This window comes from Paraburkholderia sp. NPDC080076 (genome assembly GCF_050281145.1).
GTDB lineage: Bacteria > Pseudomonadota > Gammaproteobacteria > Burkholderiales > Burkholderiaceae > Paraburkholderia.
The window spans coordinates 895867-912178 of record NZ_JBNNWQ010000001.1 but is presented as its reverse complement, the minus strand read 5'-3'; the positions used below and the strand labels follow the sequence as shown (position 1 = coordinate 912178).

The following is a 16312-nucleotide window of genomic DNA, read 5'->3' as shown; positions in this document are numbered from 1 at the left end:
ATCATCTCTTTTGGCGTTTCAACTGCACCCGGCTCGCATACATCAATGAACACTGCACCGGATGCGCCAGTTCGGCGGCAAGGCCGCCCGTCACGAAGACGACGATAGCCAGCAGGCGTTTCATGCGTCCTCCAGCACGGAGAGGCTCGCGCCGTCCGCGACTCCCGCTTCCAGACTATACGGATCGACGCCTTCCAGGCAACCGATGTTGACTCGCCACTGCTGCGGGTCTTTACGCGTCTGATGAAACGGATAGACACCGCAGTGTTTGCAAAAATAGTGCCGGGCCACCCGCGTGTTGAACTGATAGAGCGTCAGTGAATCTTCGCCGCTCAGGATCTTCAACTGGCTTGCCGGGAACAGCGGCGTCATCAATGCGCCCTTGCGGCGGCACAGGCTGCAGTTGCAGCGCCCGGCCGGGACGATCGGGGTATGCACTTCGAATTTGACGGCCCCGCAGTGGCAGGCCCCTTGCAGCAAGTCGGCGCTCATGGTGCTCTCCGTGATTGGCAATGCCTGCTTTATAGCCTGGCTCACACGGCGAATTGTGTCGCAGTGTATCTGGACCCCGTACAGATACACAACATTGCACCCAGGAGGTCTGGACGACACATGCCAGATACCTGCGGAGGCTTCAATACAGTCATTCGCGGCTGATACGCGAACTGCCGTTTTTAGCCTCATCCTGAAAGGACACTGACATGCTCCCCGCATCCAAGATCAAAACATTCGCCGTCGCAACCGTGATCGCCGCCGCAGCCGCGAGCGGTATTGCCGCCTTCGCGGGGTCGCCCGAACCGAGCGCGCCCGCCCTCGCAGCCAACGCCCCGGCCCCCGAATTCGCCGGCATTTCGCAATGGCTCAACAGCGATCCGCTGACGTTGCAGCAACTGCGCGGCAAGGTGGTGCTGGTCGATTTCTGGACCTACACCTGCGGCAACTGCATCAACACGCTGCCCTACGTGAAAAGCTGGAATCAGAAATACAAGGACCAGGGGCTGACGGTTATCGGCGTGCACACGCCCGAGTATCCGTTCGAGCGCGACACCGACAATGTGAAGACCGCCATCAAGCGCTTCGGCATCACTTATCCGGTCGCGCAGGACAATCGCTATGCGACCTGGAACGCGTACAACAATCAGTACTGGCCGGCTTTCTACCTGCTCGACAAGCAAGGCCGGATCGTCTACACGCATTTCGGCGAAGGCGACTATGCGAAGACGGAAGCGAAGATTCAAGCCCTGCTCGCGCAGCAAGGATGAACGCGGGTTCGTATCGGAATGTATCCGCGGTTTCCGGCGATACACAACATTGCAATTCGCCGCTTTCTCGACACATGCCCGATACACCCGCGCGGTTCAATACATCAACGCCGTGACTCTGAGAAGAAGCGCATCACAGCAAGTCCAGGTCGACCTCTGCTCGTGCTTTCTGATCCGCGGACGTCTCTTATCCAACCGTTCAAGGAGAACGATATGAAAGTTTCCATGATTGCTTTGACTCTTGCTGCGAGCGTGATCGGAAGTGTTGCTCACGCTGCGGTACCGACGCCCTCGACCGGCACTGTGGATTCTTCGCAGATCGCTCAGGCTGCGCAGCCGCAATGGTCCGCGAGCACGGCCAGCGTTGCCGGGAAAACGCGCGCACAGGTCCGTCAGGAACTCGTGCAAGCGGAGAAGGATGGTCAACTCGCCAACCTGAATCGTTCGCTTTATATGGGTAGCTGAGTGGCGGTTTGGCGTTGACGTCGCGAGGAGTGCTCCGGGCGCTCCGCGTGATGTCGGGTGCCCGGCGCTCGTGATGAAGCTGACGATCGACGCGGGTCAACTTTATTCCGGCGACGTATCAGGTTCTTCCGTGCCGACGCTTTCGTTCAAATTCATGCCTGCGAAGACGTCTTGAAGCGGCTTTGAACTGAACCGCGTTCGTCACGCGGCTTGAGTGGTTCGCGCGATGAGCGCTTGCACGGCGCGCAGATCTGCCGCCGAGGCCGGCGAAAACACGACCATGCTCAAGCCGTCTCCACCATCCACCGCGAAGGCCGAATACTCGAGCGTGATCGGCCCGGCCTGCGAGTGGCGCAGACGTTTTGTTCCAATCCAATGACTGCGCACGTCGTTCTCCGCCCACAGGCGGCGAAAGTCCGCGCTGCTCGCCTGCAATTCCGCCGCAAGCGCCGCGGCTTGCGCCGACCCGCCGATGCGCGCGATATCGATGCGAAAGACGGCGAGTGCGGCACGCGCGCTTTCCTCCCAATCCGGCTGGCTTTCTCGCACTGCCGGGTCTCCGAACAGACGCCTTAGCACGTTGCGTTCGCGCGCCGGTACAGCCGAGTAGTCGCCCAGCACCGCGACCGCGGCCGCGTTCCATGCCACGACATCCCACGTCGGCGTCTTCACGATGGCGGGACTGCCGGGCATGCCGTCCAGTACGCGCTGCAAGGCAGGCGTGACTTGCGGCGGCGCAAACGGGCTGAGCGGCGGCGGCCGTTGCTGGGCCAACAGGAACAGCATCTCGCGGCCCGCGGCGTCGAGTTCCAGTGCGCGGGCGAGCCGCTCCAGCACTTCGTTCGACGGCAGGCCGCCACGCCCCTGCTCCAGCCACGTGTACCACGCGACGCTGACGTTCGCCCGCGCCGCCACTTCTTCGCGCCGCAAACCCGGCGTACGACGGCGGCTCGGTGCGTCCGGCCCCGGTTGCAAACGCGAGCGGCGATCGCGCAGGAAGCCGCCCAATGAATTGCAGACGGCGCCGAGCGGATCAGGCAGAGTGTTGACGGGCATAGAGGATCTCGACAATTCGCGGGTTCGGCGGAATGCGTGGAATCGCGGCGGGGCCGCTGTCGATACTCTAGCGCGAATGGGTACCTGGATGCTGCGGGTCGTGCGTTAGCCTATTCTCGACCCGCAGCAATTCAGTACTCGACGAGAATAGTCACGCGACGATTCGCGGCGCGCGCCGCCGCGTCATCGCCGATGATCAAGGGGAAATTGTCGGCCCGCCCGATCGCGGCCATTCTGTGCGCTTCGATGCCTTTGTCCGCGAAGAAGCGAACCACCGCGCCGGCTCGTGCGGAAGACAGCTCCCAATTAGACTCGTATTTCGCCGTCGAGATCGGCGCGTTGTCCGTATGTCCTTCCACGAGAATGTTGTTCTTCGACTTGTCACGCAGCACGCCGGCAATCTGATTCAACACGCCAAATGATTCCGGCAATAAACGCGCGTCGCCCGAATTGAACAGAACCTTTGCGTTGATGGCGATTTCCACGCCGTGAGCCGCGTTCGTAATCGTAATCTGGCGATTGTCCTGAAGTGGCTCCAACAGAGAAAGAAGCCGCTTCTTCGAGGCATCCGGCGTAGCGGACGTCGCCTCTGTCACCGCATGGCGCTCCAGCGCGTTGATTTCGAGTTCCCTCGTCTTTGCCAACTGCAGCACATAGAGCGCGAGGAACAACACCATCAGCGTCGTGATGAGATCGGCGTAGGAGATCAGCCAGCGCCCCGACTGCTCCTCGCCTTCGTCGGCGGCGTCATAGCCGGTCTTATCCGCCGTGAGGCGCTTGTTACCCGAGGAGGTGTTCATACCCGAAAAGCCCGCGTCCGAAATTACGTGTGATGGGTTCCGGCTCGCTTGTCATATGCGCGAGCCGGACCCGGCTAGCCCAGCAACTCGGCCGATCTTTCCCGCACGTCACCCGCGAGCCGCGTCTCGATGGTGTGAGGCGACTCCTTGCGCGAGATCGCGAGCAAGCCGTCGAGATATAAACGCCGGAAGCGCAATTCACTATCCACCTGCGCCCTGATCTTTCCGTACAACGGCAGAAAGACCAGATTAGCGAGAGCGAGGCCATATAGCGTCGCGACGAAAGCCACCGCGATACCTTGCCCGAGTTGCGCGGGCTCGAGCATATGGCCGGTCACCTGAATCAGACCAAGCACGGCGCCCAGAATGCCGAACGTCGGCGCGTAACCGCCCGCCTGTTGCCAGATCCGCGCGGCCGCCATGTGATTGCGCTCGTATGCATCCAGTTCCCGTTGCAAGGCGTCTTCGAGCACAGCCGTCGAAACACCGTTTGCCAGCAGTTCCAAACCTCGTTTGGCAAACGGATTGATGCCGCCCGCCTCGATCGACTCGAACACCAGCATGCCGTTCAGCTTCGCCTGATCGCCCCATTCGAGCAGGACCGACAGGCTCTCGCGATCGACCTGCCGCGCCTTCACAAAAGCCAGGCGCAGTTGCTTGATGCCGTCGTAAAACCTCGCCCAGGTGTTCTGAATCATCACCGCACCGAAGGTGCCGCCCAGAACGATGACGAATGCCTCCAACTGAAACAGCGAAGTGAAGTGCCCGCCCTCGAGTGAAAAGCCCGCGACGATCGCGGTCACGCCGAACACCGCGCCAAATAGCGTCAAAAGATCCATACGTCCTCTCGAATGGCCGCCCGCGCCTTCGAAGCTCGAAGTCGACAGTGCGTGCCGTTTGCGTGTTGCGCGTCAGGCATCCAGATTGGACAGCGGCGCAGGCGCGGCCGCCGGAGCTTTGATCGCCCGCACGGTTTCGAGAAAGCGTTCTTCGATCTCGGCAATTTCGAGCGGATCGATCCTGATCTCACGACGCATGACCCACGAGACTTCTTTCTTTCTCGCCTCGGTCATCACCGAGAGCAGGCGCTCGGCGATCGGCTGGCCCGTCACGGCGGAAAGCAGTTTCGCGAGGTCGTATGTGTCGAATGCGCTCACCGCTTCGAACAAGGTTCGTTGGTCGACAAACTCCAGATCGTCGAGCGACTTCAGTTCGCTCAGATCACGAGTATTGCGGCGCGAGAAATAGCTGATGCCCTTTTCTTCGACATAGTTCAGCACCCTGGTCTTGCGAAAAGCGAAGATGTCTTCCGCGATTTCAGCGTGGGACAGCTTGTTGAGAATCACCTTCTTCTCGACGCCGATCAAGGCTTCCAGGTCGTCCAGTTCGATCAGTTCCAACTCGCTGCTGATGGAGAGATCGAGATCGTGGTCCGCCACCTGTTGCGCGCGCTCGGTGATTCGCAGCGGATCGAACGTGACCAGTTGCCGGCTCGTCGCGCCGTCCTGCGCGGAATAGCGCGCCGACGTGTTGGTCGAGCGATCGGAGCGGCCCGGTTCGAGCGAAACGAGATTGAGCTTCTCCATCCGTTTGAGCATGGCCATCACATGCGGACGCGAATGACCGGCAATCGCATGGCACTTCCTGATCACGTCGGGCAGTGGTACCGAGAATTCCTCGCCTTGCGCTCGGCGCATGCGGCCGTCCGGCCTGTCGGCGTTCTCGCCGCCCGCCATCAACGAAAGGACATGCGCGTACGACACGACGCCCGGCAGAAAATCAGCGTGCGTATTGGTGGCGAGAACGTCGTCCTTCTTTTTCACTCGCCGGATCAGCGTGCGTACGATATGGCGAAGCAACGGCGAGACGCGCTCGAGTTCGTCCTCCACCACGTTGGCCGCGATGACGGTCAATTGGCAGAAGCTCAGCGCTTTCGCGGTATGTGCCCGTGGTTCGGGCGGCAACAAAGCCGCCTCGCCGAAAAACTCGCCTTTGCCTAGTGTCGCGAGAATCACTTTCTTCTCGTCGCACTGGGTGGAGATTTCGACTTTGCCATCCGCAATGACGTAGACGACGGCGTCGCCCGCGAAGCCTTCGGAATAGATGACTTCGCCCGGAGCCGCTGTACGCGACCATGGCGATCGTTGGTGATTCAAGATGATTCCCCCGAAGAGCTATTTCCTCGTCCAGCGCCAGCCGTGCTGAAGGCTCGCGCGTGTCCGATGGTCCACATTATTGGACTGGATAACGACATGCAAAACGCAAAGCTTTAATAAACGTAATCCTCAGACTTAACAGCGCAAACGTTTGGGAGCCTTACTGGACAAGGCTTGGCGCGATGCAGCTTTTTTCGACGGATGACAGAAAGGTCCGCCGTCGACGCACCGGACGTTCATGAAAATGTAAGACTCAATTTTTTCGTCACACTCGCGAAAAAATTTGGAATAAGCGGAAACCCGAGGTGTTTGCCCCTACATGACAGCGACGAACGCTGCACGATAGTGACGAAAGAGGCATGTACGCGCTGCTCTCGTTGCAAGCAGGTCATGTCAGTGGACGAGTAAAGACGTAGCTTCACTTAATTCGCAAGGCATCTTCAATCTTTTACTAGTTAGGTATCCAAATGAAAAGTAAACTTTCCATCATTCTCTCGCTGATCGTTCTCGCTTCGGCAGGTTTCGCTACCCAAGCCTCGGCGAAGGAACATATGCACACGAACACGCAGCAGTGTGTCGGCCCCGCAGGTTTCTGCACCCCGTACTTCGGCAGCTAATTCAGCACGCTTTACAGGCAATCGTTACCACCCAACTCATCGCATTTACGAAGGAATTTTTATCATGAAAAAAGCTCTTGTTTGTTTCGCTCTCGCCGTCGGCACGTTGGCCGCTCCTGTTCTGAGCTTCGCACAATCAAATGCCCCCGTCACACGCGCCGAAGTGCGTGCCGATCTGGTGCGCCTCGAACAGGCGGGCTACAACCCTTCGCTCGGGGACGATGCTAATTACCCCGCCGCCATTCAAGCCGCCGAAGCGAAGGTCGCCGCGCAGAACGCTCCGCAAACGACGCAGTCGTCGTACGGCGGCGTGGCGCAGGACGGCAGCTCTTCGTCCGGCATGCACAAGCACGCGTCGACGGATTCCAGTTGCGTCGGCCCCGTCAGCTTCTGCAACGTCTTTTTCGGCAGCTGAATGACACGTATCGGGAATCCTGTTCCGCCTTCGATATCAACAGGATTCCTACTTTTCACAAGAAATTCGGAATATTTTTAAAGAAGATCTCTCACTTGTAAACCGGAGTTTGTCATGAAAGTTTTGCCTCTCGTCGCCACGGCCTTGTCGTTGTCCGCCGCCCTTTTCGCCTCGACTGGCGCGATGGCGCAAGATGCCAAACCGCAGAATGCGCCGGTCCACAACATCGTTCTCGTACACGGCGCATGGGTGGACGGCTCGGGTTGGAAACCGGTCTATGACAGACTGACCAAAGACGGTTATCACGTCACCATCGTGCAGGAACCGCTGACCTCGCTCGACGACGACGTCGCCGCGACCAAACGCGTGCTCGATCAGCAGAACGGTCCGACGATTCTCGTGGCTCACAGCTACGGCGGTTCGGTCATTACCGAAGCCGGCGTGAACCCGAACGTGGTGGGCCTGGTGTACGTGGCCGCGCACGCACCGGCAGTCGGCGAAGACGAAAGCGACCTTGGCAAGGGCATGCCGAGCTACACGTCGAAGCAGCCGGGCGCGATCATGAAGACTAGCGACGGATACACCTATCTGAATCCCGCGGACTTCCCCAAGGATTTCGCTGCCGATTTGCCGCTCAAGCAAGCGCAGTTCGAATCGCACGCGCAAATCCTGACAGCCGCAAAAGTGTTCTCGGCGCCGATGACAGTCGCCGCGTGGACGACCAAGCCGAGCTGGGGCATCGTAGCGGCCGACGACAAGATCATCAACCCCGATCTCGAACGCTGGTATTACGCACGCGCACATAGCCATACGACGGTGATCCCGGGCGCAAGCCACTCGGTCTACGAATCACGGCCGAAGGAAGTGACCGCTGTCATCGAGGACGCGGCGAAGCATGCGCAGTCTTGAACTGGCGTATCGACAATCCACAGCGATTCGAAGAGCCTCATTTCGCCAAGCAATCGCTCTCTGCCCGCCACGCTGCTCTAAGCGTGGCGATGCTCGTGCATCTGCAACAAGCCATCCTCTGAACTTTAGCGCCCACGGCTGCAACTTCGTCGCAGCCGGATGAGCCACGTCGTCTGCGACGGCAACAATTGCCTGGTCGGCTCGACAAAACCGCTCGACACGCGATCAAAACCGCCCTTCCGCCGCCTCAGCCGGCGCGCGACACGCACAACCGATAAGACGCGCCGAACGACGACTGTCCGAAACCGGGCAGCCGCGTGCCTGCGAATGACGCTCGCCATCTCATCCCGCGCCTCAAAACCAACGCGCCATCAACTTGTTATTGTTTTCCATGAATGTAATGATATAACATTCCGTCGACGTTTCAAAAGACTGCCGCAGTTGAAAGGAGATCCGCACCGCTATCCAGCGCCGCGCACGTTCAGCCCCAGGAAATCCGTCGACCAAGACAGAAAAAACGCATCGACCCAGTCGCCAACACACTCGAATACATAACGATGAAAAACCGCACGCGCGTCTCCTCTGCAGCCTTGATGCTGTTCGCAATCGCCGCCCACGCCTACGCCGCAATCGACGAAAGTTCAGTAACCGGCGCAGTGACAGATGCCACTGGCCGCCCCGTCAACAACGCCACAGTGATCGTGCAGAACGCGAGCGGCGCCGCTATCAGCGAGGCAAAAACGAACGCCGAAGGCCGCTTTGCCATCGCGCACGTGACACCGGGCACCTACGCGGTCGTCGTCACCGCAGCGGGCTTTGAGAGCGGCAACAGCATCACGACCACGAGCGCCGGCACGGAAAGCACCGTCAGTGTCAGTCTCGCGAAGAGCGGCACACTCGACGTTCAGGTGAACGCGAAACGACTGGACAGAGCACGCAATGGGTTGTTGCCGGAGACCGGTAGCAGCGTGTACCGCTTCAGCCAGGCCGATATCGATGCGCTACCCGCGGGCCAGGACACGCCACTGAATCAGGTGCTGCTGCAGGCGCCCGGCGTAGCCGGCGATTCGTACGGTCAATTGCATGTGCGCGGAGACCACGCCAATCTGCAGTACCGTATCAACGGCATCATGATTCCCGAGCCGATCAGCGGTTTTGGGCAGGCGCTCGACACGCGCATCATCGACCAGGTCAATCTGCTTACCGGCGCGTTGCCGGCACAGTACGGCTACCGCACGGCCGGTGTCGTGGACATCCGCACGAAGACGGGCGATGCGGGCAACGGCGGCACGATCGACGTGTTCGGCGGCAGCCACCAGACCCTCAAGACCAGCGCGGACGTGTTCGGCACGCAAGGTCCGTTCAGCTACTACTTCAGCGGCTCGCTCGGCGTCAACAACCTCGGCATCGAGAATCCCACTGCAAGCGCAAACGCCATTCACGACCACACCCGTCAGGGCGACGCGTTCGGTTATATGTCGTACATCATCAATCCACTCACGCGGGTGAGCCTGATGTTCGGCACCACGAGCAACCAGTTCGAAATCCCGAACACGCCCGGTCTGCCGACCAATTTCACGCTCAACGGCAACAGCACGTTCGATTCGAGTCAGTTGAACGAAACGCAATCGGAGTTGAACAATTTTGCCGTGGTGGCGCTTCAGGGTACCAATGGCGGCGCACTGGACTACCAGGTCGCGCTATTTACCCGCTATACGCGAACGCAATTCAATCCCGATCCGGTGGGCGACCTGCTGTTCAACGGCGTAGCATCCCAGGACTTTCACAGCAACTCGGCCAACGGCGCGCAAGTTGACACCACGTGGCGACTCAACGCCAAGCATACGATTCGCGCCGGCCTGTTCTTCCAGCAGGAGCACGCCGTATTCGACGACAGCGTCAACGTCTTCCCAACGGACGCCGACGGCAATCAGCTGTCCGACCAGCCATTCAATATCCACGACTCGAGCAGCAAAACCGGCTACCTGTACAGCGCTTATGTGCAGGACGAATGGAAAATCACCGACAAGCTCACACTCAACTACGGGCTACGTTACGACAAGATGGACGAATACGTCAGCGCGAGCCAGCTGAGTCCTCGCATTGGGCTTGTCTATGCGCTGACGCCGACCACCACCTTTCACGCCGGGTACGCGCGCTACTTCACGCCGCCCGCGTTCGAACTGGTGTCGGGCTCGACCATTAGCCGCTTCAACGGCACGACAAACCAGAGTCCGTCGAGCCTGAACGATCAGGTACAACCCGAACGCAGCCACTATTTCGATCTTGGCGTCACGCAGCGGCTCGGTTCGAACGTGACAGTCGGCATCGACGCTTACTACAAGAAATCCACCAACCTGCTCGACGAAGGACAGTTCGGCTCCGCCCTCATCTTCACGCCGTTCAACTATCAGTACGGACGCGTGTACGGACTCGAGTTCACCGCGAACTACAAGCAGGACAACGTGTCCGCCTATCTGAACCTAGCCTACAGCCGGGCGCAGGGCAAACAGATCGATTCCGCCCAATTCAATTTCGAAGCGGACGAACTCGCCTTCATCAACGACCATTGGGTGTATCTGGATCACGACCAGCGCGTGACCGCGTCATTCGGCGGAACGTACGACCTCGGCAGAACGACGTTCACCTTCGACGGCCTCGTGGGCAGCGGCTTGAGAAGCGGTTTTGCCAATACCGATCGCCTACCCGTCTATGCACAGATCAATCTCGGCGTGATCCAGCACTTCAACCAGCCTCTCGTCGGCAAGTTCGATGCACGCTTGCTGGTCGTCAATGCGTTCAATCGGGTCTATGAGTTACGCGACGGCTCGGGCATCGGGGTGGGCGCGCCGCAATACGGCCCGCATTTCGCCGTCTATGCCGGTATCACCAAGCACTTTTAAATCTGTCACACGGCAACGAGGTCGGTTATGCAGGATTGGACGAATATTCTGGCGGCGGTGCGTGTGGGCGGATGGGTTATCTATCCGCTCACGGTACTCGCTGTTTTGGCGGTTGCGATCGTCCTCGATCGCGCCTATGTGTTTTTGCGTTTTGGCCGCTTGCCGCCAGGCATTCAGGCCGCACACGATATTCACAAGGTTGGATCAACCGTTGAGGTGAACAACGGATTGAATCACGCCGCGAGTCAGAACGCATTCAGGCGGATGAACGCACCGTGGCTGCCCGACCCGTCCATTCCGCTGTGGCTGCGCGAAGCCAATGCGCAGTCGGTCGCTTCGCAAATCGAGCGCGATATGAGCAGGGGTTTCTGGGTGCTGGAGACGATCGTCACGGCCGCGCCGCTGCTGGGCCTGCTCGGCACCATCGTCGGCATGATGCATTCGTTTCAGTTGTTCGGCGGCACGGGGCTCGTCGATCCGGCCGGCGTCACCGGCGGGGTGGCACAGTCGTTGGTGGCGACTGCGATCGGTCTCGTCGTCGCGCTGTTCGCACTCTTCGCGTTCAACTACTTTTCACGGCGGCTTGAACGTCTGATGGATGAACTCGAATCGTTCGCGAATGCGCGGCTCGGTGAAATCCGCCTTGCCGCTGCCGCTGCCGGAGCGCACTCGTGAAGTTCAAACGCTCGCGCGCGACCAGGCGCGGCCGCATCGAAATCATTCCGATGATCGACGTGATGTTCTTTCTGCTGGCGACGTTCATGCTCGCTTCGCTCGCCATGCAGCGGCTCGATGCCGTCAAGCTGACCTTGCCCGCGGGCCGCGCGCAGCAGATGGACGCGCACGAACCGTTGACCATTTCGGTCGATCGCCGCAATGAGATCTTCGTGAACCATCTGCCCGTGCGTCCCGATCAGATCGAGCCGACGATAAAGCGCCTGTTGCAGCCCGACGCAAATGTCGTCATTGCCGCCGACGACGCAGCGGGCCACGGCACGGTCGTGCAAGCCATGCTCGCCGCACGCCGCGCCGGCGCGGCGCATTTTCTGATCGCCGTGCATCGTGAATAGCGCGATGCGTCTGACCACCACCGTCGATGGTTCGCCGAAGCTTAGGATCGGGCTGGCGATTTTTATCGCGCTCGTGCTCTGGCTCGTGTTTCTGTTCGCGCTCGGACATTGGCTCGACGCAACGACATCCGAGCCGGCACCAGACAAGCCGCTGGAGGTGCGCGTGGTGGAACTCGATCCACCGCCGGCAATACATACCGAGCCAACGCCTGTGGTCAAGCCACCGCGGCCGGTTGAGCCACGCCCGCACGTCGTGCCTAGACACACTGAAGCACCCGCTCCACGGATGCCGACGCCGGATAGGCACCCAGCCCAGATCGCTGCTCCCAATGAAACCAGCGCGCCCGCCGACTCGCCCGTGCATTCAACCAACTCGTCGGAGGAAAGACAAAGCACATCTCAGCCCGCCATGTCTGCCGGTGATGCAGCCGCGCGCGCCATCGCGCAACCGTTGCCTGAGTTGCCCGACGACCTACGCGAGCAGGCGTATCAAACCGTCGCGACCGCGCGCTTCGTAATTCACGCCGATGGCTCGGTCGATGTCGAACTGCTCAAGCCGACTCCCAATCCACGCCTCAACCAGCTTCTCCTCGAAGCCCTTCGCAAATGGCGCTTCTTTCCGGCGTTGCAGAGCGGCCGTCCGGTCGAAAGCCGGCAGGACGTCCGCGTGCATTTCAACGTGAACTAGCGCGCCGAGGCGTCGTGCCCACCGACGCGCCATCACCGCCGGCAACTACTGTGCACTAGCAGTCGTCGCGTTCGCAACGGACTCTCCCTTCATCTTCCGAACCGCATCGGCCGCCGAAGGCGCAAGGTTCTGCCCGGCCAGCGACGCGTCGAACGCTTCGCGGCGCGCCTGCTTCGCTTGCTCGTAGTCGGCGTCCAGTTCAGCGATACGGCGGTCGTACCAGCTCTTCACGCAAGCCTGATCGGTACAGTTGTGCTGGCGCCACAGCCATTGATGCGTGCGCGCGGCTTCAAGCGCGGCCGTGTCGAGCGTGGTGTCTTGCGCGCGCTGCCACGCCGCGGCGAGACGGTCGTCGAGTGCCGACAGTGCCGGATCTTTACAGACGATCTTTTCCGACGCGGACGACTTGCTCGTGCACTTGAAGCTTGCCGCGGACGCATCCATGGCAAGCGTGGCGCCTGCGACCAGTAAGCCGATCGACAGCAATGCGCACGGCGTCGTGAGGCGTTGAAGGGTGCGGGAGAAAACGGTGTTCAAGGTGGACATACCGGGCCTCTGTTCAGGGAATTAACCAGGCTCAGGCGCGGCGAGACTGTGTCGCGGCCTGCTGCCATGCAATCAAGGACTGCGATAGCGGTGACAGCAGGATAGCGCTCATGAAGTGGCCCGATGACGGGAGAACATGCCGTGATTCAAAAGTGCTTACACGATATTTCCACGCAGCACCGGCGGCATCGATGACGGTATCGATCAGGCAACGATTGCGAAAGTTATGCAATCCAATCTATTTTTCTTATCGGGTGGAATGACACACGCAACGGAGTCGCTCGACGCGCCACCTCGTCGAACCACCCGACACCCTGCCCTACCCCATTGTTTTTGCGGCGCTTTCTAATTAATGAAGCGCTCCAGATCGCGCCCGCAATTAGCGGCAACAACCAGAAAGATTCGGATAGCTTATTTCGATCGTCTTTCTGGCAGCCGCGCCACGCCTTCTTTCCCCTATCACGCCCGCCTATATTGAACCCGCGCACCGAGGTCGATTGCGGTGTGATTCAAGCGGTCCCCATTCCGACGGTCGCGGACAATGTCCGCCCCGCGTCAATCGACGACAACGACAGGAGACAAAGATGCCTGGTCTTTTCAAAACAGGATGTGCAACACGAGGCTGGCCGCTAGCAGTACGGACCTGGCTTCTTCAACAGACCGTCGGCGGCAGATCATTTGCCGCGCTAATGGGCGCCGCGCTGATTGCGATGCTCGGCATGCCGATCAACGCAAGCGCTGCCACCACTGGTTTAGCCAACCTCCCCGCCGTCATGCCGGCCATGAACTGCGCCGCCGTGATGAGCATGGACCTCAGCGGCGTCACCGATGGCACGGTCACCATTACGTCCGCGACGGTGCTCCCTGCAGGCACCGTCGTGGGGCAGAACACACTACCGGCAGCCGTGTGCGATGTGAAGGGGACGATCGGACCGGGCGCCTCGCTATTCGAGTTGCAATTGCCTACGCAAGGCTGGACGCAGCGCTACTTGCAGGCCGGTTGCGGCGGCCTGTGCGGCAACCTGTCCGTCAATGCGCCGATGGCCTCGACCTGCGTACCGGTGACCAACGGACAGATCGCGATGGCCGCGACCGACATGGGCCACGAAGGTGGTAACGACGGCTCGTGGGCACTCAATCCGCAAACCAGGATCGACTTCGCGTATCGCGCGGAGCATGCCACCGCACAGGTCTCCAAGGCGATCATCAACAAGTTCTACGCGCGGCCAGCGAAGTATTCGTACTTCGATGGTTGTTCCGATGGCGGACGTGAAGCGTTGATGGAAGCACAGCGTTTCCCGGATGACTTCGACGGCATCGCGGCGGGCGCGCCAGCAAACGACCTCATCGTTCAGAACACATTCCATCACGCGTGGCCCGCGGTAATCAATCTCGATCCGAAGACCGGCAAGTACGTTCTGCTCGCCAGCAAGCTGCCGCTGATTCACGCTGCCGTGCTGCAAGCGTGCGATAGCATCGACGGTGTGACTGACGGTGTGATCGACAATCCGCAAGTGTGCCACTTCAATCCGCAGTCCATGCTGTGCGCAAAAGGCCAGGCGGCATCCACCTGTCTGTCGCAAGCCGAAGTGAATGTCGTACGCGAGATTCATGACGGTGCCACCGATGCGAACGGCGTCCATCTCGAGCAACCGGTCTCGCGTGAGTGGGGCGGAGAGTTGAACTGGAGTCTGTTCGTGCCGGCCACCGACGCCGGGCCGAGCGGGAGCATCAACTTCGTTCTGCCGTTCCTGCAGTACCTCGACTATTTCAACGGTTCGAATCCTTCCGCCACCTTGAGCAACCTCAAGTTCACGATCGAAGGCTTCCTGAAGACCGTGCCGGTGTCGAGCTATCTCGCGGCAACCGATCCGGACCTGAGCCCGTTCGCCCGCCGTGGCGGCAAGCTGATCCTGTGGCACGGCCTCGAAGATCAGCACATCACGCCGCGCGGCACGATCGAGTACTACGAGCAGATGAAGTACTACATGGGTAGCGACAAGGTCGATCAATTCACGAGGCTCTATCTGTTCCCCGGCGTCGCGCACTGCGGTGGCGGCAACGGCCCGAACACGTTCGACATCGTGACGTCGGTGATGGCGTGGGCGGAGACCGGCACCAAGCCGGGCAAGATCGTCGCCTCGATCGTGGACGCGAACGGTCAAACGACGCGGACGCGTCCGGTGTTCCCGTATCCGGCCGTAGCTCACTACACGGGCTCGGGCAGCACGGACGACGCTGCCAACTTCGTGGCCTCCACGCCGTCATCGGATCCGCACGTCGATCTGCACTGGATCGGCGAGTGGCTCTACTCACCGGGTTATGAAGCCTGGTGTCAGACCCACGGTTCGGATCTGATCTGCAAAGGCGGCAATAACTGGAGCAGCTATCGTAAGGTTCCGACTCACTGGAACAACAACTGAGGCCATTCAGGCTTTAGCGAACTGAACTGAAAAGACTACGCTCCTGCTATCCGCACCTCTTGCGAGGCAATGCGGTTAGCAGGAGTTTCAGCAACAAAAAAAGCCCGCTTTCGCGGGCAACCCTTCTCGATACGACACACAACCCCTTCAACCCTTCGTCGCCCCAAACGTCAACCCGGCCACAAAATGTTTCTGCATCGCAAAGAACATCGCCACTGACGGCAATGCCGCGAGAATCGATCCCGCCGAAACAAGATTCCACGCCGTGGTCCACTGCCCTTTCAATGCGGCCACGCCCACGGTAATCGGCGCGGCGTCGTCGCCTTGGGTCAGACACAGCGCCCAGAAGTAGTCGTTCCAGACAAACGTGAACACGAGGATCGCCAATGCCGCGAGTGCCGGCCGGATCAACGGCAGCACGATCTTGAAGAACACTGTCCACTCATTCGCGCCTTCGATGCGTGCCGCCTCGACCAGTTCGAACGGCAACTGTTTGATGAAGTTACGCAGAAACAGCGCGCAAAATCCCGTCTGAAACGACACGTGAAACAGAATCAGCGCACTGACGGTATTGAAGAGACCAAGTTGCAACGACAAATCCCGCACCGGAATCATCAGCACCTGCACCGGCACGAAATTGCCCGCCACGAACGTCGCGAACAAAGTCGAATTGCCACGGAACCGGTAGATCGCCAACGCGAAACCGGCCATCGCCGCCAATGCAATCGAGCCCACCACGGCAGGCACCGTGATCAACACACTGTTCCAGAAGTAATGCAACATCGGCGACGTGGTCAGCGCCTCGCGATAGTTTTCGAACATCGCGAAGTGCTTCGGCCAGCCCCAATAGTTGCCCTCGCTCAACTCTTCTGTCGAACGCACGGACGTGACGAGCACCGCGATCATCGGCAGCAGCCAGATCAGCAGCGCGACCGGCAACGTCAGTTTGTACATGCGGCGAGTGGCCGGCTTCCATTTGTCGATGGGAATCGGAAACATGGT

The 16312-nt window shown here is 60.0% G+C and carries 18 protein-coding genes; 10 read left to right on the top strand and 8 right to left on the bottom strand.

Annotation, left to right across the window (positions count from 1 at the left end; all coding sequences use genetic code 11):
* Nucleotide 1: 1 nt before the first annotated feature.
* On the bottom strand, nt 2–124 hold the full coding sequence (locus tag ACQKRQ_RS04105) for a hypothetical protein (RefSeq protein ID WP_279388619.1): 123 nt from the start codon (nt 122–124) through the stop codon (nt 2–4).
* The gene (locus tag ACQKRQ_RS04100; protein ID WP_427475216.1) at nt 121–492 is read right to left on the bottom strand and encodes a GFA family protein; all 372 of its coding nucleotides are present in this window, start codon (nt 490–492) and stop codon (nt 121–123) included. Before ACQKRQ_RS04100 ends, ACQKRQ_RS04105 begins: the two co-directional genes overlap by 4 nt.
* Before the next feature lie 209 nt (nt 493–701).
* On the opposite strand from ACQKRQ_RS04100, the gene ACQKRQ_RS04095 reads away from it, so the two are divergent.
* Nucleotides 702–1262 (top strand): thioredoxin family protein, encoded by a 561-nt coding sequence (locus ACQKRQ_RS04095; RefSeq protein WP_408174871.1) that lies wholly within the window; start codon nt 702–704, stop codon nt 1260–1262.
* Nucleotides 1263–1475: 213 nt separating this feature from the next.
* Nucleotides 1476–1727 (top strand): DUF4148 domain-containing protein, encoded by a 252-nt coding sequence (locus tag ACQKRQ_RS04090; RefSeq protein ID WP_132377646.1) that lies wholly within the window; start codon nt 1476–1478, stop codon nt 1725–1727.
* Between the two features lie 201 nt (nt 1728–1928).
* On the opposite strand, the gene ACQKRQ_RS04085 is transcribed toward ACQKRQ_RS04090, so the two are convergent.
* From ACQKRQ_RS04085 to ACQKRQ_RS04070, 4 genes are all read right to left on the bottom strand, one after another.
* Entirely contained in the window at nt 1929–2783 is an 855-nt protein-coding gene (locus tag ACQKRQ_RS04085) for a helix-turn-helix transcriptional regulator (RefSeq protein ID WP_427475214.1), read from the bottom strand.
* A gap of 131 nt (nt 2784–2914) precedes the next feature.
* The gene (locus ACQKRQ_RS04080) at nt 2915–3583 is read right to left on the bottom strand and encodes an OmpA family protein (RefSeq protein WP_427475212.1); all 669 of its coding nucleotides are present in this window, start codon (nt 3581–3583) and stop codon (nt 2915–2917) included.
* A gap of 74 nt (nt 3584–3657) precedes the next feature.
* Complete coding sequence (locus ACQKRQ_RS04075) at nt 3658–4422, bottom strand: flagellar motor protein (protein ID WP_408249522.1); 765 nt, start codon at nt 4420–4422, stop codon at nt 3658–3660.
* A gap of 72 nt (nt 4423–4494) precedes the next feature.
* The gene (locus ACQKRQ_RS04070) at nt 4495–5739 is read right to left on the bottom strand and encodes a Crp/Fnr family transcriptional regulator (protein ID WP_427475210.1); all 1245 of its coding nucleotides are present in this window, start codon (nt 5737–5739) and stop codon (nt 4495–4497) included.
* Nucleotides 5740–6206: 467 nt separating this feature from the next.
* Between ACQKRQ_RS04070 and ACQKRQ_RS04065 the strand changes: the two genes are divergently transcribed.
* The 7 genes from ACQKRQ_RS04065 (at nt 6207) to ACQKRQ_RS04035 (ending at nt 12341) form a co-directional block, all read left to right on the top strand.
* Complete coding sequence (locus tag ACQKRQ_RS04065) at nt 6207–6356, top strand: hypothetical protein (protein WP_165923924.1); 150 nt, start codon at nt 6207–6209, stop codon at nt 6354–6356.
* A gap of 64 nt (nt 6357–6420) precedes the next feature.
* Nucleotides 6421–6771, top strand: coding sequence for a DUF4148 domain-containing protein (locus ACQKRQ_RS04060; protein ID WP_132377651.1), 351 nt, complete (start codon nt 6421–6423; stop codon nt 6769–6771).
* A 114-nt stretch (nt 6772–6885) separates the two neighbouring features.
* Nucleotides 6886–7680 carry an alpha/beta hydrolase gene (locus ACQKRQ_RS04055; protein WP_427475208.1) on the top strand — a complete coding sequence of 265 codons (795 nt, stop codon included), beginning with the start codon at nt 6886–6888 and terminating at the stop codon, nt 7678–7680.
* 557 nt (nt 7681–8237) lie between these two features.
* Complete coding sequence (locus ACQKRQ_RS04050) at nt 8238–10583, top strand: TonB-dependent receptor (protein ID WP_427475206.1); 2346 nt, start codon at nt 8238–8240, stop codon at nt 10581–10583.
* Nucleotides 10584–10610: 27 nt separating this feature from the next.
* Entirely contained in the window at nt 10611–11258 is a 648-nt protein-coding gene (locus ACQKRQ_RS04045; RefSeq protein WP_427475204.1) for a MotA/TolQ/ExbB proton channel family protein, read from the top strand.
* Nucleotides 11255–11653, top strand: coding sequence for an ExbD/TolR family protein (locus ACQKRQ_RS04040; protein WP_427475202.1), 399 nt, complete (start codon nt 11255–11257; stop codon nt 11651–11653). Before ACQKRQ_RS04045 ends, ACQKRQ_RS04040 begins: the two co-directional genes overlap by 4 nt.
* 4 nt (nt 11654–11657) lie before the next feature.
* A complete protein-coding gene (locus tag ACQKRQ_RS04035; protein ID WP_427475200.1) occupies nt 11658–12341 on the top strand; it encodes a TonB family protein in 684 nt (227 codons plus the stop codon).
* Nucleotides 12342–12386: 45 nt separating this feature from the next.
* On the opposite strand, the gene ACQKRQ_RS04030 is transcribed toward ACQKRQ_RS04035, so the two are convergent.
* Complete coding sequence (locus ACQKRQ_RS04030; RefSeq protein WP_427475198.1) at nt 12387–12887, bottom strand: lysozyme inhibitor LprI family protein; 501 nt, start codon at nt 12885–12887, stop codon at nt 12387–12389.
* A gap of 584 nt (nt 12888–13471) precedes the next feature.
* Here ACQKRQ_RS04030 and ACQKRQ_RS04025 point away from each other — a divergent pair.
* Nucleotides 13472–15310, top strand: a complete 1839-nt coding sequence (locus tag ACQKRQ_RS04025) for a tannase/feruloyl esterase family alpha/beta hydrolase (RefSeq protein WP_427475196.1) — start codon at nt 13472–13474, stop codon at nt 15308–15310.
* Nucleotides 15311–15457: 147 nt separating this feature from the next.
* Here ACQKRQ_RS04025 and ACQKRQ_RS04020 read toward each other — a convergent pair whose 3' ends face one another.
* Nucleotides 15458–16309, bottom strand: coding sequence for a carbohydrate ABC transporter permease (locus ACQKRQ_RS04020; RefSeq protein ID WP_132377659.1), 852 nt, complete (start codon nt 16307–16309; stop codon nt 15458–15460).
* Nucleotides 16310–16312 lie beyond the last annotated feature (3 nt).

What these genes read in the sequence shown, in the direction of transcription:
- ACQKRQ_RS04035 (WP_427475200.1), top strand. Translation starts at nt 11,658, where the DNA reads ATGCGTCTGACCACCACCGTCGATGGTTCGCCGAAGCTTAGGATCGGG.
- ACQKRQ_RS04065 (WP_165923924.1), top strand. Translation starts at nt 6,207, where the DNA reads ATGAAAAGTAAACTTTCCATCATTCTCTCGCTGATCGTTCTCGCTTCG.
- ACQKRQ_RS04090 (WP_132377646.1), top strand. Translation starts at nt 1,476, where the DNA reads ATGAAAGTTTCCATGATTGCTTTGACTCTTGCTGCGAGCGTGATCGGA.
- ACQKRQ_RS04105 (WP_279388619.1), bottom strand. Translation starts at nt 124, where the DNA reads ATGAAACGCCTGCTGGCTATCGTCGTCTTCGTGACGGGCGGCCTTGCC.
- ACQKRQ_RS04025 (WP_427475196.1), top strand. Translation starts at nt 13,472, where the DNA reads ATGCCTGGTCTTTTCAAAACAGGATGTGCAACACGAGGCTGGCCGCTA.
- ACQKRQ_RS04050 (WP_427475206.1), top strand. Translation starts at nt 8,238, where the DNA reads ATGAAAAACCGCACGCGCGTCTCCTCTGCAGCCTTGATGCTGTTCGCA.
- ACQKRQ_RS04100 (WP_427475216.1), bottom strand. Translation starts at nt 492, where the DNA reads ATGAGCGCCGACTTGCTGCAAGGGGCCTGCCACTGCGGGGCCGTCAAA.
- ACQKRQ_RS04045 (WP_427475204.1), top strand. Translation starts at nt 10,611, where the DNA reads ATGCAGGATTGGACGAATATTCTGGCGGCGGTGCGTGTGGGCGGATGG.
- ACQKRQ_RS04080 (WP_427475212.1), bottom strand. Translation starts at nt 3,583, where the DNA reads ATGAACACCTCCTCGGGTAACAAGCGCCTCACGGCGGATAAGACCGGC.
- ACQKRQ_RS04075 (WP_408249522.1), bottom strand. Translation starts at nt 4,422, where the DNA reads ATGGATCTTTTGACGCTATTTGGCGCGGTGTTCGGCGTGACCGCGATC.
- ACQKRQ_RS04060 (WP_132377651.1), top strand. Translation starts at nt 6,421, where the DNA reads ATGAAAAAAGCTCTTGTTTGTTTCGCTCTCGCCGTCGGCACGTTGGCC.
- ACQKRQ_RS04020 (WP_132377659.1), bottom strand. Translation starts at nt 16,309, where the DNA reads ATGTTTCCGATTCCCATCGACAAATGGAAGCCGGCCACTCGCCGCATG.
- ACQKRQ_RS04055 (WP_427475208.1), top strand. Translation starts at nt 6,886, where the DNA reads ATGAAAGTTTTGCCTCTCGTCGCCACGGCCTTGTCGTTGTCCGCCGCC.
- ACQKRQ_RS04095 (WP_408174871.1), top strand. Translation starts at nt 702, where the DNA reads ATGCTCCCCGCATCCAAGATCAAAACATTCGCCGTCGCAACCGTGATC.
- ACQKRQ_RS04030 (WP_427475198.1), bottom strand. Translation starts at nt 12,887, where the DNA reads ATGTCCACCTTGAACACCGTTTTCTCCCGCACCCTTCAACGCCTCACG.
- ACQKRQ_RS04085 (WP_427475214.1), bottom strand. Translation starts at nt 2,783, where the DNA reads ATGCCCGTCAACACTCTGCCTGATCCGCTCGGCGCCGTCTGCAATTCA.